14 protein-coding genes, 1 tRNA gene and 1 riboswitch are annotated in these 22,541 nt (G+C 72.7%); of the genes, 7 read left to right on the forward strand and 8 right to left on the reverse strand.

The window, feature by feature from the left end:
- Positions 1 to 456 precede the first annotated feature (456 nt).
- Positions 457 to 1,035 (reverse strand): MarR family transcriptional regulator, encoded by a 579-nt coding sequence (locus tag AB0M39_RS20055; RefSeq protein ID WP_365366119.1) that lies wholly within the window; start codon positions 1,033 to 1,035, stop codon positions 457 to 459.
- Between the two features lie 237 nt (positions 1,036 to 1,272).
- Here AB0M39_RS20055 and AB0M39_RS20060 point away from each other — a divergent pair, with 237 nt between their 5' ends.
- Positions 1,273 to 2,571: an MFS transporter gene (locus AB0M39_RS20060; RefSeq protein ID WP_365366215.1), complete on the forward strand. Its 1,299-nt coding sequence runs from the start codon at positions 1,273 to 1,275 to the stop codon at positions 2,569 to 2,571.
- Positions 2,572 to 2,629: 58 nt separating this feature from the next.
- Here AB0M39_RS20060 and AB0M39_RS20065 read toward each other — a convergent pair whose 3' ends face one another.
- Both AB0M39_RS20065 and AB0M39_RS20070 read right to left on the reverse strand, forming a co-directional pair.
- Positions 2,630 to 4,285 (reverse strand): SpoIIE family protein phosphatase, encoded by a 1,656-nt coding sequence (locus AB0M39_RS20065; RefSeq protein WP_365366121.1) that lies wholly within the window; start codon positions 4,283 to 4,285, stop codon positions 2,630 to 2,632.
- A gap of 108 nt (positions 4,286 to 4,393) precedes the next feature.
- A complete protein-coding gene (locus AB0M39_RS20070; RefSeq protein WP_365366123.1) occupies positions 4,394 to 5,836 on the reverse strand; it encodes an NAD(P)/FAD-dependent oxidoreductase in 1,443 nt (480 codons plus the stop codon).
- A gap of 340 nt (positions 5,837 to 6,176) precedes the next feature.
- Between AB0M39_RS20070 and AB0M39_RS20075 the strand changes: the two genes are divergently transcribed.
- Both AB0M39_RS20075 and AB0M39_RS20080 read left to right on the forward strand, forming a co-directional pair.
- Complete coding sequence (locus AB0M39_RS20075) at positions 6,177 to 7,016, forward strand: TetR family transcriptional regulator (RefSeq protein WP_365366125.1); 840 nt, start codon at positions 6,177 to 6,179, stop codon at positions 7,014 to 7,016.
- 381 nt (positions 7,017 to 7,397) lie between these two features.
- Complete coding sequence (locus AB0M39_RS20080) at positions 7,398 to 9,503, forward strand: sigma-70 family RNA polymerase sigma factor (RefSeq protein ID WP_365366127.1); 2,106 nt, start codon at positions 7,398 to 7,400, stop codon at positions 9,501 to 9,503.
- A 146-nt stretch (positions 9,504 to 9,649) separates the two neighbouring features.
- Here the strand turns inward: AB0M39_RS20080 and AB0M39_RS20085 are convergent, their stop codons facing one another.
- The gene (locus AB0M39_RS20085; protein ID WP_365366129.1) at positions 9,650 to 11,794 is read right to left on the reverse strand and encodes an asparagine synthase-related protein; all 2,145 of its coding nucleotides are present in this window, start codon (positions 11,792 to 11,794) and stop codon (positions 9,650 to 9,652) included.
- 750 nt (positions 11,795 to 12,544) lie between these two features.
- Between AB0M39_RS20085 and AB0M39_RS20090 the strand changes: the two genes are divergently transcribed.
- The 4 genes from AB0M39_RS20090 (at position 12,545) to AB0M39_RS20105 (ending at position 18,139) form a co-directional block, all read left to right on the forward strand.
- Positions 12,545 to 13,972 (forward strand): MFS transporter, encoded by a 1,428-nt coding sequence (locus AB0M39_RS20090; RefSeq protein WP_365366131.1) that lies wholly within the window; start codon positions 12,545 to 12,547, stop codon positions 13,970 to 13,972.
- Between the two features lie 132 nt (positions 13,973 to 14,104).
- Positions 14,105 to 15,328, forward strand: a complete 1,224-nt coding sequence (lhgO, locus tag AB0M39_RS20095) for an L-2-hydroxyglutarate oxidase (RefSeq protein WP_365366133.1) — start codon at positions 14,105 to 14,107, stop codon at positions 15,326 to 15,328.
- Between the two features lie 571 nt (positions 15,329 to 15,899).
- A complete protein-coding gene (gene trmB, locus AB0M39_RS20100) occupies positions 15,900 to 16,646 on the forward strand; it encodes a tRNA (guanosine(46)-N7)-methyltransferase TrmB (protein ID WP_365366217.1) in 747 nt (248 codons plus the stop codon).
- Between the two features lie 158 nt (positions 16,647 to 16,804).
- The gene (locus tag AB0M39_RS20105; RefSeq protein WP_365366135.1) at positions 16,805 to 18,139 is read left to right on the forward strand and encodes a PrsW family intramembrane metalloprotease; all 1,335 of its coding nucleotides are present in this window, start codon (positions 16,805 to 16,807) and stop codon (positions 18,137 to 18,139) included.
- A 95-nt stretch (positions 18,140 to 18,234) separates the two neighbouring features.
- On the opposite strand, the gene AB0M39_RS20110 is transcribed toward AB0M39_RS20105, so the two are convergent.
- The 4 genes from AB0M39_RS20110 to AB0M39_RS20125 form a co-directional block, all read right to left on the reverse strand.
- The gene (locus tag AB0M39_RS20110) at positions 18,235 to 19,179 is read right to left on the reverse strand and encodes an aldo/keto reductase (RefSeq protein ID WP_365366137.1); all 945 of its coding nucleotides are present in this window, start codon (positions 19,177 to 19,179) and stop codon (positions 18,235 to 18,237) included.
- 279 nt (positions 19,180 to 19,458) lie between these two features.
- On the reverse strand, positions 19,459 to 20,520 hold the full coding sequence (locus AB0M39_RS20115; RefSeq protein ID WP_365366139.1) for a M23 family metallopeptidase: 1,062 nt from the start codon (positions 20,518 to 20,520) through the stop codon (positions 19,459 to 19,461).
- A gap of 11 nt (positions 20,521 to 20,531) precedes the next feature.
- Positions 20,532 to 20,687: riboswitch (cyclic di-AMP (ydaO/yuaA leader) on the reverse strand.
- Positions 20,688 to 20,922: 235 nt separating this feature from the next.
- Complete coding sequence (locus AB0M39_RS20120; protein ID WP_365366141.1) at positions 20,923 to 22,095, reverse strand: PP2C family protein-serine/threonine phosphatase; 1,173 nt, start codon at positions 22,093 to 22,095, stop codon at positions 20,923 to 20,925.
- A gap of 360 nt (positions 22,096 to 22,455) precedes the next feature.
- A tRNA-Met gene (locus tag AB0M39_RS20125) sits at positions 22,456 to 22,529 on the reverse strand.
- Positions 22,530 to 22,541 lie beyond the last annotated feature (12 nt).

The following is a 22,541-nucleotide window of genomic DNA, read 5'->3' on the forward strand; positions in this document are numbered from 1 at the left end:
CAAGGAACGGACGCTTCCTTTGTACTCACCCTCTCGGGCTTTCCTCCGGGCGCTTCCCTTCGGTCTTGCGTCTCCGACTCTATCAGACTCTTTCGTGTCCGATTTCCTCGGTGCCTTTCAGGTTCCCGCTTCCGCGTTTCCCTTTCCGGTGAGTCCGACTCTATCAGATCCTTTCGGGCCTGATTCCCGGTCGAACTCGGGTTTGTCTTTGCGGCTGTTGGGCCGTTCCGACGCTCAAACTCTAGCGGATTTTCCAGGCGACTCATAATCGAGTCTTCGAAATGAATTTCGGCATGCCGAAATTCGTCCCGGCTGGGAGATCGTGCTGAGTTTGGTTGCCGCATCTGCGGCGGGAGTGGCTGTCGAAGAACCGTTCCGGCTCCGCGACAACTCGAAGAACCTTACGGACCGGCGAGGGTCGTGTCAACCCCCGCTCTCCGTTGCCCCAGCTCCGACCTAGTCCAGGTCGGTCAGGCGTCCGCCGGCGTCCGGCTGCGCGCGCTCCACGCGGCGCAGGACGCGGATGAGGAGCTCGCCGAGGACACCGCGCTCGCCGGGCTCGAGGTCCTGGAGGAGCTCCTCCTCGAAGTCCGTCGCCATGCGCATCGCCTCGAGCCACTTCGTACGGCCCTCGTCCGTCAGCTCGACGATGACCCGCACCCGGTTGTTCTCGTCGCGGTCGCGCGTGACCAGGCCCTCGCCCGCCATGCGGTCGATGCGGTGGGTCATCGCGGCCGGGGTGAGACCGAGCCGCTTGGCGAGCTCGCCCGGGCCCAGCCGGTAGGGGGCGCCCGCGAGCACGAGGGTCTTGAGGACCTCCCACTCGGCGTTGCTGATGCCGAGGTCCGCGAGCTGGCGGCCGTACGCGACGTTCATCCGCCGGTTGAGCCGGCCGAGCGCCGAGACCACCTTCTCGACCTGGGGGTCCAGGTCGCCGTACTCGCGCTGATACGCGGCGATCTGCTCGTCGAGCGTCGGCTCCTGCGGGCCGGACGGTGCCTCGGGGCTATGGCCCTCGGGGGTCGCAGTAGGCATGCGCCGAAGTATCGCACGGTACGCGTTGGCGTTGAAGTCCTTCTATGTGTATTGTTGACGTTCTAACTTTAGTGTTGAAGTCTTCAGGGGTCAGTCCTTCGCTTCCCTTCAGACCTCTTCCTCTTCCTCTTCTTCTCTTCTCTCTTCAGACAGACCTCTTCAGCCCCTCGCTCAGGGGCTGAAGCCCGTTCAAGACCCTCGAGGCAGGTGAGTGTGAGCACGGCGATGGGTGCAGCGATGCGCCGGATCCAGGCAGGGAACGCGCTGAGCGCGTTCGGACTCGGTTTCACCGTTCCGTATCTGTACGTCTATGTGGCGCAGGTCCGGGACCTGGGCGCGACGACGGCCGGCGCCGTCCTCGCGGCCTTCGCTATGGCCGCGCTCGTCGCCCTCCCCTTCACCGGCCGCGTCATCGACCGGCGCGGGCCGCTTCCCGTGCTGGTCGGGGCCGCGCTGCTGGCGTCCGTCGGCGCGCTGGGCATGGGGCTCGCCAGCAGCACGACGACCGTCGTGCTCGCCGCGGCGGTGCTCGGCGCCGGGACCGCGGTGATGCAGCCGGCGCTCGCCACGATGATCGTGTGGTCCTCGGACACCTCGACCCGGACGCGCGCGTTCGCCATGCAGTTCTTCCTGTCGAACCTCGGGCTCGGCGTCGGCGGGCTGATCGGCGGGCACATCGTCGACGAGAGCCAGCCGGACACCTTCCTGCTGCTGTTCGCCATCGAGGCCGTGATGTTCCTGGTGCTCGCCGGGATCGCGGTGAGCGTGCGGCTGCCGCGCACGGTGTCGATCGCGGACGCCCGCCCCGAGAACGCCGAGGCCAAGGCCAAGGGCGGAATGCGCGCGCTGTTCGGGCACCGGGCCATGGTGCAGCTGTGCGTGCTGGGGTTCGTCCTCTTCTTCGCCTGCTACGGACAGTTCGAGTCGGGCCTGGCGGCGTACGGAACCGAGGCCGCCGGGATCCAGCCCGCCACGCTCGGCACCGCGCTGGCCGCCAACACCGCGGTGATCGTGGTCGCGCAGTTCGTGGTGCTGAAGTTCGTCGAGCGCCGCAGGCGCAGCCGGGTGATCGCCGCCGTCGGGCTGATCTGGGCCGTGGCCTGGATCGCGGCGGGGTACGCGGGGCTGGGGCACGGCAGCCAGGCGATGGCGACGGCCGCGTTCATCTCGACGTACGCGCTCTTCGGGCTCGGCGAGGCGATGCTGTCGCCGACCGTCGCGCCGCTCGTCGCGGATCTGGCGCCGGAGTCGATGGTCGGGCAGTACAACTCCGCCTTCGCCCTGGTCAAGCAGCTCGCGCTGGCGATCGGCCCGGCCGTGGGCGGGCCTATGGGCGCCGCGTTGCACGGGCCGTACATCGTGACGTTCGTGCTCTTCTCGCTCGGCATCACGGTGCTGGCGCTGAGGATGGGCCGTCAGCTCACCCCGGTCCAGGACCAGCCGTCGCTGGCGGCGAGGTCCCGGGTGGTGGCGCAGCACAAGCCCGCCGATGCCGCCCCGGCGGAGCCGGCCGAGCCGGTCGGCTCCGCGATCTAGCTCCGGGCCCAGACCGGCTCAGACCGGCTCAGACCAGCTCAGACCGAATCTGTCCGGCTCAGGCCGGGAGGGCGAACTCGCACCAGACCGCTTTGCCGCCGCCCGGCGTGCGGCGGCTCCCCCAGGACGAGGCGATCGTCGCGACGATGGAGATCCCGCGACCCGCCTCGTCTTCCGTTTCCGCGCGGCGGCGGCGCGGAAGGTGGTCGTCGCCGTCCGTCACCTCGATGATCAGGCGGCGGTCGGTGCGGCGGAGCCGAAGGCGCATGGGCGGGGTGCCGTGCTGGAGGGAGTTGGCGACCAGTTCGCTGGCGGCCAGGACGCCCAGATCGTGCAGCTCCGGGGAGAAGCGCCAGGAGGCGAGGACTCCGGAGGCGAAGGCACGCGCGCGTGGCGCGGCCTCGACGCCGCCGAGCAGGTCGAGGGCCGCGTTGTGGAACAGCTCGGCGGACGGTCCCGTACGCGTCGGATGCTGGACCACCAGGACCGCGACGTCGTCGTCGTGCTCGGCCGTGACGCCCAGCGAGCGGATCAGCCGGTCGCACACGACCTGAGGGGCGCCGGTCGCCCCGGACAGCGCGCGCTCCAGCGCGGCGACCCCCTCGTCGATGTCCTCGCCGCGGCGCTCGATCAGACCGTCGGTATAGAGGACGGCGCTGGAGCCGGGCGGGAGCGCGATGGAGCCCGAGGTGTGGATCCAGCCGCCGGTGCCCAGCGGCGGACCGGTGGGCTCCGCCGCGCGGCTGACCGTGCCGTCCTCGTCGCGCACCAGGATGGGGAGGTGGCCCGCGGAGGCGTAGACGAGCCGGCCTTCGTTCGGGTCGTGCACGGCATAGGCGCAGGTGGCGATCTGGCTGGCGTCGATCTCGGCGGCGAGGCCGTCGAGCAGCTGGAGGACCTCGTGCGGCGGCAGGTCCAGCCGGGCGTACGCCCGCACGGCGGTGCGGAGCTGGCCCATGACCGCCGCCGCGCGCACACCGCGGCCCATGACGTCGCCGATGACGAGCGCGGTACGGCCCGCGCCGAGGGTGATCACGTCGTACCAGTCGCCGCCGACGGCCGCGTCCGTGCCGCCCGGCTGGTAGGTGGCGGCGATGCGCAGGTCGTCGGGCTGCTCCAGCTCCTGCGGGAGCAGGGATCTCTGGAGCGTGACCGCCGTCTCGCGGTGGCGGCGCTCGCTGGCGCGCAGCCGCTCGGCGGCCTCGGCGTGGTCGGTGACGTCGGCCGCGAAGACGAGGACTCCGGCGCCCTCCTCGGGGCTCTCCGCGGGCAGGCAGGTGACGGTGTACGAGCCGGAGCCGAGGACCTTGCGGGACTTGACGGTGCGGGGCTTGCCGCTGCGCAGGACCTGGTCCATGAGCGGCAGCAGGCCCAGTTCGGCCAGTTCAGGGCAGACGTCGGCGGCGAGCGCGCCGGCCGGGCGGGGTCCGAAGGCGGCGGCGTAGGCGTCGTTGACGTACGCGATGCGGTGCTCGGAGCCGTAGACGAGGGCGACCAGGGCGGGCAGACGGCCGAGGATCTCCCGTACCGGGAAGTCCTCGAGGGCGGGGGCGTCGAGCACGGGCTGTGCCGGCTGCTGCTGCTCGAACTCGCCGCGGGCCGCGGGCACGGAGCCTTCCCCTCGCTGCGTCGGGGAGAGCCCATGGTCGGTTCTCCGTGCTGCGGCGCGACGCTGCGTACCGGGGAGCCTTGGGCTCCAACGCGTGAAGTTCACTGACTTTCTAGCCTCAATGGGTTGTCGCCAAGGGTCACTCTGTGCACGTGTGAGCCCACCTATGGTCACACGTCCAGTGTGACCGACCGGACTGACAGCCGGGGTCGTCTACTCGACTCTTGGACCGCTCCCCGACGAACCGTCGGGGCCGGGCTCGGGGGGCTGTTTCGGCTTCAGGGGCCCATGGTGGTGCGGGCCGTGGCCCGGGCGCCGGTCGCTGCCGCCCGCCGCCAGCTCGAACTCCGCGCGCGGATGCTCGAGCGAGCCGAGGGAGACGATCTCGCGTTTGAAGAGCCCGGAGAGAGTCCATTCGGCGAGCACCCGGGCCTTGCGGTTGAAGGTGGGCACGCGGCTGAGATGGTACGCCCGGTGCATCAGCCACGCCGGGTAGCCCTTGAGCTTGCGTCCATAGATGTGCGCGACGCCCTTGTGCAGGCCGAGGGAGGCCACCGAGCCGACGTATTTGTGCGCGTACTCCTTGAGGGGCTCGCCGCGCAGCGACGCCGCGATGTTCTCCGCGAGCACCTTGGTCTGGCGCACGGCGTGCTGGGCGTTGGGCGCGCACTCCCGGCCCGGCTCGGCCGTGACGTCGGGGACGGCCGCCGCGTCGCCCGCCGCCCAGGCGTGCTCCACGCCCGCGACGGTGAGCTGCGCGGTGCACTTGAGGCGGCCGCGCTCGTTGAGGGGCAGGTCGGTCGCGGCGAGCAGCGGGGCGGGCCTGACGCCCGCCGTCCATACGACGGTGCGGGTCGGGAAGCGGCTGCCGTCGCTGAGGACCGCGACCCGGTTCTCGCAGGAGTCGATACGGGTCTCGAGGCGTACGTCGATGTTGCGTGCGCGCAGCTCCCGTACGGCGTACTTGCCCATCTCCTCGCCGACCTCCGGGAGGATGCGGTCGGCGGCCTCGACGAGGATCCATTTCAGGTCCTCGGCCTTGATGTTGTGGTAGTAGCGCGAGGTATAGCGGGCCATGTCCTCCAGCTCGGCGAGCGCCTCGACGCCCGCGTAGCCGCCGCCGACGAAGACGAAGGTGAGGGCCGCGTCGCGGATCGCCGGGTCGCGGGTGGAGGAGGCGATGTCCATCTGCTCGATGACGTGGTTGCGCAGACCGATGGCCTCCTCGACGGTCTTGAAGCCGATGCCGTAGTCGGCGAGGCCGGGGATCGGGAGGGTGCGCGAGATCGAGCCGGGCGCGAGGACGAGCTCGTCGTAGGTGATCTCGATGGGACCCGCGCCCTCCTCCTCGGTGGCGAGGGTGACGACTCTCGCGGTGCGCTTGGCGTGGTCGACGGCCTTGGCCTGGCCGATGACGATCTTGCAATCGTCGAGCACGCGGCGGAGGGGGACGACCACATGGCGCGGGGAGATGGAGCCGGCCGCGGCCTCGGGGAGGAAGGGCTGATAGGTCATATAAGGGTCGGGCGTGACCACTGTGATGACTGCTTCGCCCCGGGCCAGCTCGTGCTTGAGCGTCCGCTGCAGGCGCAGCGCGGTGTACATCCCGACGTAGCCGCCGCCGACAACGAGAATGCGCGCAGGTTCCTTCACCATCCCATGACGCAACGGGCTCAGTCGTTTGTCCACAGCCCCGACAAATTGTGTGACCGGAAGACGTCTACGGCCGGGCGTAGGCCGACGGCCCTCTCGGGCGGAACATGCGCAGGTCAGGGCATATGAGGGGGGTATCGAGAGGGGGTTGAATACGGAACCTTCCGGCCCTTGCTCCGATCGGGGGGCGCAGTGTGCGGAACTACCCCCTTCTGAATTGACTCCGGCTCAACTATGTTCGTACTTCGTCGGGGTGTCCGTCGAGGCACGCCTGACTACAGGGCGGGGAGGTCTCCGGGGGGAGACGTTCCGAGGGGGAGACACCATGACCGGGGGAACACGTATGCACATCCAAGATTCGCATTGGCAGGCTGCCGCCGTCGCTCCGGCGCCGTCGCTCGACGGGCACGGAAGCACAGGCGGGAACGGGAGCGGTATGACCGCCGCGCCCGATTCGAGCGCTGTCATAGGCGGAGACAGTGGAAACGGACGAGCGGGATCGAGCGGGGCCAGCCGCTCGGCGCCGCTGCGGGTAGACGCCCAGCGCAACCTCGAGCACGTCCTGCGGGCTGCTCGCGAGGTCTTCGGAGAGCTGGGCTACGGCGCGCCGATGGAGGACGTGGCGCGCAGGGCCAGGGTCGGAGTCGGCACGGTGTACCGGCGCTTTCCGAGCAAGGACGTCCTGGTCCGCCGGATAGCCGAGGAGGAGACCTCCAGGCTGACGGACCAGGCGCGTACGGCCCTGGGGCAGGAGGAGGAGCCCTGGTCGGCGCTCTCCAGGTTCCTGCGCACATCGGTGGCCTCGGGTGCGGGCCGGCTGCTGCCGCCGCAGGTGCTGCGCGTGGGCGTGGACGCCGAGGAGTCGACCGTCGTCGCGCGGGAGGAGCCGCGGGTTCCGCAGCAACGCGCGGGCGAGCAGCCCGAGCTGCGCGTCGTCGCTCCTCGGCCGCTGCCGGCGGAGGAGCAGGACGACGCGGGCGCGGCGGACCTGCTGGAGGTCGTGGGACAGCTGGTCGACCGGGCGCGGGCGGCGGGTGAGCTGCGGGGCGATGTGACCGTGGCGGACGTCCTGCTGGTGATAGCCACGGCGGCGCCGTCGCTGCCCGACGCGGCGCAGCAGGCTGCGGCTTCGGCGCGACTGCTGGACATCCTGCTGGAGGGACTGCGTCCGCGGACGGCGTGAGGAGAGTCGGCGCGAGCGTCGGGACGACAGTCGTGACGAGAGTCGTGACAGGCGTTGTGGAAGGGGCACGGCAGGGGGCGTGCTTCCTTCGCGCAGGTGACCGGTCGGGGCTTGTGCTCGCGTCTGCGCCCAGCGCTGGTGCTCGCGGTGGGGCCCGCGCTGGCGCTCGCGCTGGCGCCCGCGTCGGTCGGTGCCGCGTCAACTGACTGTGCAGTGAGGCCGGTTGAGGTTTCCCCGAACGAGTGATGGCTAGCGCTCGGATTCGGTAACTCTCCCCAGATGAATGGTTGTGCTTGCCGTACTAGGGGGTTCGGCCCGCTGCCGCTCTGTGGCACGCTTGCCCGGTGTTCGGGTCTGGGCGTGCTAACGGGGGCTTCCGCGATGAGCGGTGACAGTCAGGACGAGTCTCTCGGCGGCGCGAGCGAAGCAGGCGGCCCGAGGGGCACGGACGGAACCCTCGGTGCCCAGGGAACCGGCGGCGCACGCGGTGCGGAGTCGGCCGGGCTCGCCTCTCGGCAGGTGCCCAGCCAGGGCGGGCGCGGCCGGTCGGCCAGGAAGCCCGGTCTCAGCGCACGCGGCGACGGTGGCGGCGGCGGTCAGGACGAGCACACCGTTCCCGCGCAGCGCGAGGGCGCGGGCGTCGGTTCGGTGCTGCCGCCTCCCCGTGAACTGCCTTTCTCCGACGCCGAGTTGGTCCAGCGCATGCGCGAGGGCGACGACAGCGCCTACGAGGAGCTGTTCCGCCGCCACTCCGACGCCGTCCGCCGGTACGCGCGCACCTGCTGCCGGGACGCGCACACCGCGGACGACCTGACCGCCGAGGTGTTCGCACGGACACTGCAGGCGGTGCGCGGGGGCGCGGGACCCGAGCACGCGGTGCGGGCATATCTGCTGACGACGGTCCGCCGGGTGGCGGCGGCCTGGGCGAAGTGCCAGAAGCGCGAGCAACTGGTCGACGACTTCGCGGTGTTCGCCGCGGAGGCCGCCCGCGGCGCCGGCGCCGATGCGGCGAGCGAGGGGACCCTCGATCTCGGCGCGGACGTGCGCGCGATGCACGAGGCGGAGCAGTCGCTGGCCATGCAGGCCTTCCGCTCCCTGCCCGAGCGGTGGCAGGCGGTGCTCTGGCACACGACCGTGGAGGAGGAGTCGCCGAGCGAGGTCGCGCCGCTGTTCGGGCTGACCGCCAACGCCACGGCGGTGCTCGCCAGCCGGGCGCGCGAGGGGCTCAAGCAGGCCTATCTGCAAGCCCATGTGAGCTCCGCGCTCACCTCGGGCGGCGACTGCGCCCGGTATGCCGACCGGCTGGGCGCGTACGCCCGCGGCGGGCTGCGGATGCGGGCCGAGCGAGGGCTGCGCGCCCACCTCGAGGAGTGCGCCAAGTGCCGGCTGGCCGCGGGCGAGCTGGCGCACGTCAACGCCGGGATTCCGGCGCTGCTTCCGGTCGCGGTCATCGGCTGGTTCGCCGCGGGGTACTCCCTCAAGGCCGCCGGGATCGTGGCCGGCGGGGCCGTGGGGGCGGGGGCGGCAGGAGCGGGCGCTGCCGGAGCGGGTGCGGATGCAACGGCCGGCGGTGCGTCGGGCAGCGCGAGTGGCGGCGGGGGCACGGCGGGCGGCGCCGCAGCCTCGGAGGGGCTGGGCGCTCCGGCGAAGGCCGCGATCGCGGCGACGCTGGCCGTCGCGGCGGCCGCCGGACTGGTGTGGGCCATGGCCAACGACCCCGAGTCCGCGCCGAAGGCCGAGGCGAAGCCGCCGCTCGCGGACTCCGTCCTGCCGCAGAACCCCGCCCCTTCGCAGAAGCCGGCATCGCGGCCAGAGTCGCAGCCGAAATCGCAGCCCAAGGCGCCCGCGCCGTCCGCCCCCGAGCCTGCCCCCGACCCGACCACGACGCCACAGCAGCAGGAGCCCTCGCCCAAGCCGACGCCGAGCCCGGCGCCGCCCCCGAAGCCCGCACCCGAGCCGAAGCCCACACCGCCGCCCGGCGAGCCCGCTCCCCCGGTGCCGCCCGCGCCCCAGCCGACGCCCAGGCCCACTCCGCCGCCTCCGCCGCCGGCCCCGAAGGTCTACCAGGTGAACCGGCTGTCGTACGGCCTGTTCGGCGACCACACCGGCCCCGAGGTGCGCCTCGCCGAGAGCAGCTGGATCTGGCAGCGCTGGGGCATGTCGATCGACGGCAAGCGGTACAGGCACGGTGTGACCGTGCGCGCCCAGTCCTCCGTCGTCATCGACCTCAACCGCCCCTGCTCCGCCTATGACGCGTGGGTCGGGGTCGACGACCTGACGCTGGGCCTGGGGGCGATGCGGTTCTCGGTGTACGGGGACGGGGCGCGGCTGTGGCAGTCCCCGGTCCTGCGGGGCGGGGATCCGGCAGTGCCGGTGCATGTGCCGCTCGCCGGGCGGAAGACGATCCGCCTGGTGGCGGAGCCGCAGAAGCCTCGGGACTCGCTGGCGCTCGGCGACTGGGCGCAGTCGCAGATCAGCTGCGGCTGACAGTCCGGCGGCCGACCACCCGTCTTCACCGGCGGCCACTCACGCAGCCCGACCACGCGCCGTCCAGCCACACGCCCGCGTGCCGCGCGCCGCCCGCCGCCCGCGGCTGAAGGCCCACCCCTCAACGCCCGCCGCGCGCCCGATCCCTACGAGCGCAGCGTCGGCCTCGGCGGGACTCCCCCGGCCACCGCCCGCTGCTTCGGGGCCGCCGTGCCCGTCCAGCAGGTGCCCCTTCGGGACAGGAGCCTGCGCAGCCACAGCTCGGTGGAGATCAGGTCGGCCAGGCCGTCCAGCGCGATGGGCTCGCCCTCGGACGCCGCCCTCAGCGCCTTGCGGACCACCCTCGCCTCCACCAGGCCCGCGTCCGCCAGCAGCGGCGCGTCGAAGAGGGCCAGCAGGTGCGGGAGCGAGGCGCGCAGGCCTTTGCGGGCCGCCGCCGTCGAGGTGGCCTGGGTGGTCGCGCCCCAGCCGGGCGGCAGATCATGGATGCCCGCGCCCGCCAGGACCCTGCGGAGGATGTCCGCCCGGGCGCCCGGCTGGACCCGGAGCGACTCGGGCAGGTCGCGGCAGGCTCGTACGACCTGGTTGTCCAGAAATGGCGCATGCAGACGCTGGCTGCGGATCTCCGCCGCCTGCTCCAGGATTCGCTGGTCGGTCGCGTGCCGGGCGAGCGCGGCACGCGCGCGTGCTTCACCCGGACGCTGTACGGAGGTCGGGCGTGTCGCCGCCTCCGTCAGCCGAACCGATACTTCAACGAGAGCCTCCCCCGTGAGCCAGCGCGCCGCCGGACCCGGTCGGGACCAGGCCAGCGCGGCGAGCGAAGCGCCCAGCGGTCCCGCGCCGTTCAGCAGCCCGCCGCCCGGGCGGTTCGCCTCGACCAGGCGGCCCGCCGCCGTCTCCAGGCCGGTGCGGTAGGGCGTACGGGCCAGCCGTCGCGCCGCCCGGTACACCGTCAGCGGGACGAACAGCGACTGCGGCGACGGCCCCTGTGCCCGCGCCAGGGCGGCGACCGGACGCAGCAGATGGCGCCGCCGTCGGTCCATCAGCAGGTCCGCCAGCCGCGCCGGGTGCGCGTCCAGGACCTGGCGGGCGCCGGCCCCGGTGAAGTGGTCCGCGCTGCCCGCGCCCAGCCGGCTGCGATGGCGCTCCGCCATGACCAGGGAGGGCGCGGGCTCGTCCGTCAGCGGGCCCTCCAGTCCGGCGTAGGGCAGCGCCTCCTCGCCGGCGGCGACGACCACATGGTGCAGCCGCGGGTTCGAGGCGATGGCCCGGGCCCGTTCCAGCTCCGCCTCGCGCCCGGCGGTGGCCAGGTCGTTGAAGGTGACGGCGAGCAGCCGTTCCCCCGCGCCCGTCCCATGGCCCAGCACCGTGCCGGGCACCCCGGGCAGTCCCGCCGCCAGCAGCGCCAGCGTGCCGGACGCGCTGCCTCCGGACAGGTCCGCGCCGATGCCGGCCGCGGGCCCGCCCCGCGCGGCGCGCCGGTCCGCGGGCCCCATCCCCGGGACCGGCCCCGGGTCGGGCGGCAGGGTCTCGGGCGCGTGCCGGGGCGCGGTGAGCCGGGCCCGTACCGCCTCGATCAGCGCGTCCCGTACGCCGTCGACCGCGCGCTCCGCCTCGATCTGCGGCCCGGCGACGGCCAGCGAGGCCACCGGCTCGTACCCGGTGATCTCCCGCGAGCCCTCGCGCAGGATCAGCGCGTGACCGGGCGGGATGCGCTTGACGCCCTCGTACGGAGTGGAGTCGCGCAGCGCCTCCGGCGTCTCCGGGCAGGCCAGCAGCGCGGCCAAGTGCCCGATGTCCAGCTGCGCTTCGATCAGGTCGGCGAGCGGCAGGGCGGCGGTGCCGTACGCGGTGCCGTTCGCCCACGGGGTGTAGAAGACGGGTCTCGCCCCGGCGAGGTCGCCGATGACGGTGACGCGGCGGCCGACCTGCACGACGACCGTGTAGCTGCCCGCCCACGCCGTCAGATGGCGCAGCGCACCGCCGCGCGCGGCGAAGAGCCCCACCCGCAGCTCCTCGTCGCTGGCCGCGCAGCAGCCGAGGACCGCGAGCTTGGCGATGGGGTCGACGGTGACGACGCGCACCTCGTCGGGTCGCCAGTCGCCGACCGCCCAGAGCGGGTCGGGGTCGCCCCACAGCAGCTGGGAGCCCACGGGGTGGACGGTGCGGCCCTCTTCGGGCGCGCCGACGGATCCCGCTGTGCCGAGCCCTCCGGAACCGAGCCCTCCGGCGCCGAACCCTGCCGTGGCGAAGTTCGCGGCGACACTGCTCCAGCCCACCAACCACCGCATCGCGCCTCCACAGGGTGTGGACAAACCCGGGCCGCCGGACCGGGGGCGTGGGACCGCCGGGCCATGGCCGTTCGGGAACATGCTGCCACGAAGGAGGCGCACTGGACGCGATCTGGGCAGCGCGCGCAAAAAGTGAACGCGCCCCCGGCGTTGGCGATTTGCCGACGGTCGAGGGAGAGTCGAGGCGCCGGGCAACCACCCACACGGGAATAAATGGGACCCCATGGACAGTCGACTTCAAGCCAATCTCAGGGCGGATCGGAGTCGTACAACCGTGCCCCAGGCGTGCCCCGAAATCCTCAACGCACAGTCCGGGAGGCGCTGTTCGCCTCCCGGACCGGTCCGCCGCCCGCGGGGATTGAGGCGGCGGTGTCCCCCAGCCCACCGGTTCCAGTACGCAGTGGGCCGACCCACGCAGCACTCATGGAAGCGCTCCCCCAACTGACCGGCCAGAGCGCACGGACGGGCGCACGGCCACACGCCCGGAGCACGACGGCGACGCGCCAACGGTCAACCATCCAACAGAGCGCACAACAATCTCGCCATACGGAACACCGCCTCTTAACGGTCGGGATGCGGCGAACTACGCTGTGTTTACTGATGTTCTCCACAGGGGGCGCATATTCCGAGGGGCTCGGCCACATGCTCTTGCAGCCGGGATACGGGAGCCGCTCACCGGGGAGGACGCAGTACGAATGCCGTGCGCCCCACGGGCGTCGCGGCGGCCGTCTGTGTGTCGAGGGGTGGCGCATGTCCAGGGAGCAACGCGGGCCGAACGAAAAGCTCGGCACCGTTCTCGCCCTCGCGGGAATCAGCAACGCCGGCCTCGCCCGGCGGGTCAACGACCTAGGTGCGCAGCGCGGTCTGACTCTTCGCTACGACAAGACGTCGGTGGCGAGATGGGTGTCGAAGGGCATGGTGCCGCAGGGCGCCGCGCCCCACCTCATCGCCGCCGCCATCGGCGCGAAGCTCGGCCGTCCCGTGCCGCTGCACGAGATCGGCCTCGCGGACGCCGATCCGGCCCCCGAGGTCGGGCTCGCCTTCCCGCGCGACGTGGGAGAGGCGGTGAAATCAGCCACGGAGCTGTACCGCCTGGATCTGGCGGGGCGGCGGGCGGGCAGCGGGGGCATCTGGCAGTCGCTGGCCGGATCCTTCGCAGTGAGCGCTTACGCCACGCCTGCCTCGCGCTGGCTGATAACACCCGCCGACTCCTCGGTGGAACGGTCGGTCGACGCCACAGAGGACACTCCCGACGCTCCCGCACGCGTGGGCCACAGCGATGTGGCCAAGCTGCGCGAGGCCGCGGAGGACGCGCGCCGCTGGGACTCCAAGTACGGCGGCGGGGACTGGCGTTCGTCGATGGTGCCGGAGTGCCTGCGGGTGGACGCGGCGCCGCTGCTGCTCGGCTCGTACTCCGACGAGGTGGGCCGCGCACTGTTCGGGGCGACCGCCGAGCTGACCCGGCTGGCCGGGTGGATGGCCTTCGACACCGGGCAGCAGGAGGCGGCGCAGCGGTACTACATCCAGGCGCTGCGCCTGGCCCGGGCCGCCGCGGACGTCCCGCTGGGCGGCTATGTGCTGGCGTCGATGTCCCTGCAGGCGACGTACCGCGGGTTCGCGGACGAGGGCGTGGACCTGGCGCAGGCGGCCCTGGAGCGCAACCGAGGGCTGGCCACCGCGCGCACCATGAGCTTCTTCCGGCTGGTCGAGGCCCGCGCGCACGCCAAGGCGAGCGACGCGGTGGCGGCGGGGGCGGCGCTGAAGGCCGCCGAGGGGTGGCTGGAGCGCTCGCGGGAGGGCGACGCGGACCCGTCCTGGCTGGGCTTCTACTCGTACGACAGGTTCGCGGCGGACGCCGCCGAGTGCTACCGCGATCTGAAGGCGCCCCGCCAGGTGCGCCGCTTCACCGAGCAGGCGCTGTCCCGGCCGACGGAGGAATTCGTGCGCTCGCACGGGCTGCGCCTGGTGGTGTCGGCGGTGGCGGAGCTGGAGTCGGGGAACCTGGACGCGGCGTGCGCGGCGGGCACGCGCGCGGTGGAGGTCGCCGGGCGGATCTCGTCGGCGCGTACGACGGAGTACGTACGGGATCTGCTGCACCGCCTCGAGCCGTACGGCGACGAGCCGCGGGTCGTGGAGCTGCGGGAGAGGGCGCGACCGCTGCTGGTGACGCCCGCGTAGGCGGGTGCGTGGGCGGGTGCGTGGGCGGGTGCGTGGGCGGGTGCGTGGACCGCGAGAAGGCAGTTCCCTGGTTTCGCTGGTTTAAGGCCTCTGTCAGTGGGCCAGTGCACTATCGGGGTGGGAGGTGACGCGGTGAGGGCGTTCGACTGTGACGTGCTGGTGATCGGCGGCGGGATCGTCGGCCTGTCGACGGCGTATGCGCTGACGCGCGCGGCGCCCGGCACGCAGGTCGTGGTCCTGGAGAAGGAGAGCGGCCCGGCGCGCCACCAGACCGGGCGGAACAGCGGAGTGATCCACAGCGGGATCTACTACCGACCGGGCTCGCTGAAGGCGCGCTTCGCGGTGAGCGGCGCCGCCGAGATGGTGAAGTTCTGCGCGGAGTACGGCATCGACCACGAGGTCACCGGGAAGCTGATCGTCGCCACCGAGCGCGACGAGCTGACCCGGCTGCACGCCCTGGTCCAGCGCGGCCGGGAGAACGGCATCCCCGTGCGGGAGCTGGGCCCCGCGCAGATCACGGAGTACGAGCCGGAGGTCCAGGGCCTCGCCGCGATCCACGTCGGGACGACCGGGGTGTGCGACTTCGGAGGGGTCGCGCGGCAGCTGGCGTCGGCCTCGGGCGCGGAGATCCGGTACGGCGAGGAGGTCGCGGCGATCGACCGGCGCGACTGGGGCGTCGCGGTGCGGACGACGGCCGGGACCGTGGTGCGGGCGCGGGCCCTGGTGAACTGCGCGGGGCTGCACTGCGACCGGGTGGCCCGGCTGGCGGGCGACGACCCGCAGATGCGGATCGTGCCCTTCCGGGGGGAGTACTACGACCTGGCGCGCCCGGACCTGGTGCGCGGGCTGGTCTATCCGGTGCCGGATCCGGCCTTCCCCTTCCTGGGCGTGCATCTGACGCGCGGCATCGACGGCGGCGTCCACGTCGGCCCGAACGCGGTCCCGGCTCTGGCCCGCGAGGGCTACGACTGGTCGACGGTCCGCCCGCGCGAGCTGGCGCAGACCCTGGGCTGGCCGGGGTCGTGGCGGATAGCCCGCAGACACTGGCGGTACGGCGCGGGCGAGCTGCACCGGTCGCTGTCGAAGAGGGCGTTCACGGCGGCGGTGCGCCGACTGCTCCCGCCGGTGACGGAGGAGGACCTGCGGCCCGCGAAGTCGGGCGTGCGGGCGCAGGCGGTGCTGCGGGACGGGACGCTGGTGGACGACTTCCTGATCCGCGAGTCGCCGCGCACGGTGCACGTGCTGAACGCGCCGTCGCCGGCCGCGACGGCATCGCTGCCCATCGGCCGAGAGGTGGCCGCGAGGGCACTACGGGCACTGGGCGCGGTGCCGCGGGCGGCTGCGTCCGGGGGGTAGGGACAGGGGCTGGGCGGGGAGCGCGGGGTGGGGCTGCTGCGCCCGCGCGGCTCGCGGCCAGGGAGCACGGGACCGGGCCCGCTCCCCCGCACGGCTCACGGCGGCCGGGGAGCACGGGGTCCGGCGGCTCCCCCGCACGGCCAGCGACTGGAGAGCACGCGACCGGGCCGCTGCCCCCGCACGGCTCACGGCCGGGGAACGCGGGACCGGGCCGCACCCCCGCACGGCTCACGGCCGGGGAGCGCGGGATCGGACCGCTGCCCTGCGCGGCCCGCGACCGGGGAGCGCGGGGTCAGCCTGCTACGCCGCACGGCTCATGGCGGCTGAGGAACGCGGGACCGGGCCGCTGCCCCTGCACGGCTCACGGCGGCCGGGAAGCACGGGGCGGGGTCGCTGCCCCGCACGGCTCGCGACCAGGAAGCGTGGGACCGGGCTGCTCCACCGCGCGGCTCGCGGCCGAGGAGCGCGACCCCGCACGGCTCACGGCGGCCGCGCATGTCTCGGGCCCCCGTAGAATCGAGCCACTGTGTCTGAGCCTCTTAACCCCACCGCCCACACCCCCTCCGTCCCCATCCGGGCCAAGGGCGAGCCCCGCTTTCCCGGGGGGCCCGCCGCGGATCCCGCCGGGTCGCATCACGAGCGGCGGATCCGCAGCTTCCAGCCGCGCCGCAGCCGGGTCACCGCCGGGCAGGGCGACGCGCTCGAGCGGCTCTGGCCGCTGTGGGGGATGGACATCGACGGGCTGAGGGTCCTGGACCTCGAGGAGATGTTCGGCGGGCTGACCGTCGTCCTCGAGATCGGGTTCGGCATGGGCGAGGCCACCGCGCAGATGGCCGCCGAGGACCCCGGCACGGGCATCCTCGCCGTAGACGTGCACACCCCCGGGCAGGGCAACCTCCTCGGACTCGCCGAGCGGAGCGGCCTGACCAACGTCCGGGTCGCCAACGGCGACGCCATCATCCTCCTCCGCGAGATGCTCCCGCCCTGCTCGCTCGACGGCCTGCGCGTGTACTTCCCCGACCCGTGGCCCAAGAAGCGGCACCACAAGCGCCGGCTGATCCAGCCGGAGTTCCTCACCCTCGCCGCCGAGCGCCTGAAGCCCGGCGCCATCATCCACTGCGCGACCGACTGGGAGCCGTACGCCGAGCAGATGCTCGAAGTGCTCTCCGCCCACCCAGCCTTCGAGAACACCCAGGAAGACGGCGGCTACGCGCCCCGCCCGGCCTTCCGCCCGCTGACCCGGTTCGAGGGGCAGGGCCTCGACAAGGGCCACAAGGTCGCCGATCTGCTGTTCCGCCGGATCGCGCGCGACGCGTAGCAGTACGCGTACGCACGGAGGAACGCGCAGCAGAGCGCCCAGCCCACGGCGGAACACGGCGGAACACGATGGAACATGGCGTGGAACAGGACACGTAACCCTCGGTAGTGTTCCGGACGTCGTCGCCAGCTGTCAGTGTCCCCCCTTAGGGTCATTGGGTGTCCGAGTCGCCCCCGCAGCACCCCCCACCGCATCCCGCGGTTCCGGCGTGCGAGCAGCAGCCGCTGTTCGACGCCGTGCCGGAGCGCGCTCGTTGGCGCTACAAGCCACGGCGCGTCTCCCAGCTCTGGCGGAGCAAAGCGCTCAGAGCGGGGGTGCTCGTCACCGTCCTCGCGCTCTGCGGCCTGGTCATCCTCGCGCTGGTGCGCGAACAGACCGGCACCGAGGGCTTCCTGGTCGGCCTGGGCCTGGCGACCCTGCCCGTGCCGCTTCTGATGGCCGCCTTCCGCTGGCTCGACCGCGTCGAGCCGGGGCCATGGCGGAACCTCCTGTTCGCCTTCGCCTGGGGCGCCTGCGCGGCCGCGCTCGTCGCCATCATCGCCAACACCTTCGCGACCCGCTGGATCGCCACCGCCACCGCCGATCCGGCGAGCGCCGACACCCTCGGCGCGACGGTGATCGCCCCGATCGTCGAGGAGAGCGCCAAGGCCGCGGCCGTGCTGCTCATCTTCGTCTTCCGAAAACGGGACTTCACGGGCATCGTCGACGGCGTGGTCGTGGCGGGCTTCACCGCGACCGGCTTCGCCTTCACCGAGAACATCCTCTATCTGGGCACGGCCTTCGGCGAGGACCAGGAGATGGGCGCCTCGGGTCTGGCCTCCGTGACGGCGGCGACCTTCTTCGTGCGCATCGTGATGTCGCCGTTCGCCCACCCCCTGTTCACCATGCTCACCGGCATCGGCTTCGGGGTCGCCGCGCTCGCCGCGCAGCGCCAGCGGATACGGCGGATCGCGCTGCCGCTGATCGGACTCGCGCTCGCGATGGGCGTGCACGCGCTGTGGAACGGCTCGGCGTCCCTGCTGGGCCCCTGGGGCTTCTACGCGGTGTACCTGGCGTTCATGGTGCCGGTCTTCGGGCTGCTGACCTGGCTGACGATCTGGACCAGGCAGCGCGAGCTGCGCACCATCTCCGCCGAGCTGCCCGCGTACGCGGCCGCCGGCTGGCTCTCGCACGCCGAGCCGCGCGCGCTGTCCTCCATGCGGGCGCGCACCATGGCGCGCGACTTCGCCAAGCGGACGTACGGACCGACGGCGGCGCACGCGGTCGCGGAGTACGAGCGGTTCGCGACCTCACTCGCCTTTCTGCGCCACCGGGCCCACCGCGGCGCGGCGGGCCCGGACTTCGTCGAGCGCGAGCAGGAGCTGCTGCACCACCTGTGGCAGCGCAAGGAGGTCGCGGGCCCGTCGCTCGCGTACGCGGCGCGGGCGTCGGGCCGGGTGTGGACCCCGCCGCCGTACCGCGACTACGGCGGCTACAACCCGTACCGCTCCTAAGGGCCGAACGCGAGGCTCAGCGGACCCGGGACGAGGGGAAAGCGGGGCTGGGCGGACGCAGGACCAGGCGGACGCAGGACCAGGCGGACGCAGGGCTAGGCAGACGCGGCGGTGAGCTCGGCGAGCTCCTCCGCCGTCAGCTCCAGCTCCGCCACCGCCAGCAGCGCGGGCAGCTGCTCGACCGTGCGGGCGGAGGCGATCGGCGCGACCACGGTCGGCTGCGCCGCCAGCCAGGCCAGCGCGACGGTCGCGACCTCGGCGCCGTGCGCCTGCGCCACCTTGTCCAGGGCGGCCAGCACCTTCACACCGCGCTCGGTCTCCAGGTGCTTGCCGGCGCCCTCGGCCCGCTGGCTGTCCACGGACGCCCCCGGCCGGTACTTGCCGGTGAGGAAGCCGGACGCGAGCGCGAAGTACGGCATGGAGGCGAGGCCCGCGCGGGCCGCCGTGTCCTGGAGCGTGCCCTCGTAGGTGTCCCGGGAGACGAGGTTGTATTCCGGTTGGAGCGCGACATAGCGGGCGAGTCCCTCGCGCTCGGCGAAGTCCAGGGACTCCTGGAGCCGCTCGGGGCTGATGTTGGAGGCGGCGACGGCACGGACCTTGCCCTCCTTCACCAGCTGGTCGAGGGCGGTGACGATCTCCTCGACCGGGACGGACGGGTCGTCGAAGTGCGTGTAGTACAGGTCGATGTAGTCCGTGCGCAGCCGGGCCAGGGACTCCTCGACCGCTCCCTTGACGGTGGCGGCGGACAGGCCCTTGTACTGGGGGTGCGCGCCGACCTTGGTGGCGACGACCACGTCGGAGCGGTTGCCGCGCGCCGCGAGCCAGTCGCCTATGAGGGTCTCGGACTCGCCGCCCTTGTTCCCCGGGGCCCAGGCGGAGTAGAGGTCCGCGGTGTCGACGAAGTTGCCGCCGCCGGCGGTGTACGCGTCGAGCACGGCGAAGGTCTGCGTCGCGTCGGCGGTCCAGCCGAAGACGTTGCCGCCGAGGGCGAGGGGGAAGACGGAGAGCTCTGAGGCGCCGAGAGGCCTGAGTGAAGTCATGGGGAGATCAACACCCCAGCGGGGACAGGGTATTCCGAGCGCGGGAACGAGAACAAGCCACTGTTCGGCACCGGCGGCGACGGCCTCCGCTGCTCGGCGCCGCTCCTCGGCACCCCTGCTCAGCCGCGCGAGCACCCGGCAGTCCCTGTGTCCGCGCGAGCATCCGGCGCTGCCGGCGTCAACGCGAGGACCCGGCAATCCCCGTGTCAACGCGAAGACCCGGCAGTCCTGGCGTCGGGGGGTGTGCGCCAGACCCGCCGGGGGTTCAGTGAGCGGTGCTCAGACCGTCAGGCCCTTGTCGCGCAGCCAGGCCGCCGGGTCGATGCCCGAGCCGCCCGCCGTGTGGACCTCGAGGTGCAGGTGCGGGCCGGTCACATTGCCGGTCGCGCCGACACGGCCGATGGTCTCGCCCGTGCCCACCTTCTGGCCCGCTCCCACGGTCATCGAGGACAGGTGGGCGTACCAGATCTCCGTGCCGTCCTCCAGCTCGAGGACGACGCGGTAGCCGTACGAGCCGGACCAGGCGGCCGACTTGACCGTGCCGCTGTGGACCGCCTTGGCCGGGGTGCCGGTCGGCGCGGCGAAGTCCAGGCCGGTGTGCTGGCCCGAGGACCACATGGAGCCGGACTCGCCGTAGGTCGAGGTGATCGTGTACGAGGAGGTGGGCAGGGAGTAGCTCGCGGCGAGCTTGGCCAGCCGCTCCGCCTCCGCCTTGGCCTTCGCGGCCTCCTCCGCCTTGCGCTTCTCCTCGGCGGCCTTGGCCTCGGCCTCGCTCTGCTGCTTCTCGGCGGCGGCCGCTGCCTTCTCGGCGGCGAGCTTCTCGGCGGCGGCCTTCGCGTCGGCGTCCGCCTCGGCCTGCTGCTGCTCGGCCTGCTGGAGGATGCGGGCGCGCAGAGCCTCGCCGGCGCCGCCCTGGTCTGCGACGGCCGTGCTGCCCGCGCTCTGGTCGGCGGCGAGCCCCATGGCGGCGGCCGCGGTGGTGTTCTGGTCGTCGGACTCGCCGTTGGAGTCGTCGGAGATGAGGGAGCCGACGCCCGGGAGGGACTCGGCGTCCGGAAGGTCGGGAAGCGATATCGAGACCGGCGGCTTGTCCTGCGCGGTGGCGATGCCGCCCGCGCCGACCGCTGCGATCACGCCGACGCCGAGGACCGTGGAGCTGCGGGCGATGCCGCCGCGCTGCTTGACGACCCGGTGCTTTCCGCGCACCGGACGGACGGTGTCCGCCGTGGGGTTCCACTCGCCGAACGTCGGCTCTGCCGATGTCTCGTCACCGAAGTAGGGCGATTCAAAAGGGACTTCAGTCGCCCGGGGAGCTTCGGGGGCAGGCCTGTTGGACGCCACGGAGGCGCACTCCTTTCCTTCCTTCTCGCCTACCGGGTTAGCTGACGGGTTCGGAGCAGGAAGGTCTCCTACGGTCGCTTCGGCCGCGAACTGCACGGCAAAAGACGTCCGATTCACCCCAATTGGTGGTTCCCCGGTTCCCTTGCGGGATTCGGCGCGTGCGCACGGTGCCGTCATGTCGACGGCTGGGACGACCGCGCTGCGTTATCGAACGTTAATAGACACCGGGGTCTGATTCCAAGCTGTTCTTGTTGATCGTTAAGGAGATTGACCAACCCTTAACGGGACATACAGGTCTGGAATCGGGCGAGTTGACCGCCACACCGGCACCTAGAGGAACATCTACGTCAACCCCACGCACCTGACAGTGCATCAAATGTTATGCGGAGGGGCACCCTTCGGTTACGGACCGTGGGCGTCCTCGCGCCCGTCGTCCGCCGCGCTGACGACCGGCACGGTCCTGCGCCGCTCCGGCTGCCCCTCGACGGGCCTCGTGACCGCGAGGAGCGCCATGTCGTCGGTCGTCCCGCCGCCCGTGTGCCGGCGCACATCGTCCACGAGCGCGTCCAGCAGCTCCTCGGGCCCGGGGAAGATCCGGCCGCCGAGCCGCCCGCCCGGGTCGTAGAAGACACCGGCCGCATCCCGCGCCTCGGAGAGCCCGTCGGTGTAGAGCAGGAGGGTGGCCCCCGGGGGGTACGGATACTCCTCGGCCCGGTCCGGCCAGAGCCCCAGGTCGCCCATCCCCAGCGGCAGCGCGGCGTCGGTCGGCTCCAGCAGGTCCAGATCCCCGTCGACGTAGAGCATCAGCGGCTCGGGGTGGCCGCGGTTGACCACCCGCACCGCGCCGTCCTCCCGTGGGATCTCGGCGAGCACGGCGGTGGTGAAGCCCTCGACGGCGTCCAGCCCGGGCCGCCGGATCCCCTCGCGCGCCAGCGCCCGCTCCAGACGCTCGGCGACGCCCTCCAGCGAGCTCTCCTGCTCGGCCGCCTCCCGGAACGCCCCGATGACGACGGCGACGGCCTCGACGGCGTCCAGCCCCTTGCCGCGTACGTCCCCGACGATCAGCCGTACGCCGTACGCGGTGTCCTGCACGGCGAACAGGTCGCCGCCGATGAACGCGTCCGCCTGCGCCGCCTCGTACCGCGCGGCTACATGGAGCCCGCCGATCCGGTCGGAGGGCGTGGGCAGCACGGCGCGCTGCGCGGTCTCCGCGATGACGCGCGCGGAGGCGAGCCGCTCGCCGCTGAGCCGTACGACCCGGTTGATGAGCAGCGCCAGCCCGGAGACGGTGACGACGGTGGACACCTCGGTGTACGCCGTGACCTGGGACACGGTCTGGTTGTAGAAGTGCAGCCCGACGACGGCCGCGGTCGCCGCGATGCCGGTCAGCAGGGTGGTGAGCAGGGAGAAGAAGGGCGCGGCGATGAGTGGGGCCGCCGCGAAGAAGGGCACGGCGGTGAATCTGGGCGGGGTGAGGACGTCGAAGACCACCCCGCCGACGATCATCAGCGCGGGCAGCGCCCGGACGAACAGTTGAGCGATGTAGCCGCCGCCGGCCTGCTTTCGGTGCCCCACCGATGATCTCCTGCCCAGTCCGCCCACGGCTGCGGACGGTACCGCGCCCTCCCCAGGCTGGCCGGAGCCGCGCCGTGCGGCGACTCGCCGTCGGCCAAGTGGGGGATACGACGCGGGGGCGTATCGAGGCGGCGACGGGCGTACGGCGAGGTGCGCGGGCGTGCGACCCGCGAAACGGCGCATGCTTCCCGTGCTCCGCGCCGGGCGGGGGACGGGCGGGCGCCTGGCCTCGGACTCCTGGCACCTGGCCTCGGGCTGCTGGCGCCTGGCTCCTGGCGCCCTGGCGCCCTGGTGCCTGAGACTTCTGGGCATACGACAGCGGCCCGGCACTCTGATCGAGTGCCGGGCCGCTGCTGCTAGTAGCGGGGACAGGATTTGAACCTGCGACCTCTGGGTTATGAGCCCAGCGAGCTACCGAGCTGCTCCACCCCGCGTCGGTGAACACA

The sequence above is a fragment of the Streptomyces sp. NPDC051907 genome (genome assembly GCF_040681075.1).
GTDB lineage: Bacteria > Actinomycetota > Actinomycetes > Streptomycetales > Streptomycetaceae > Streptomyces.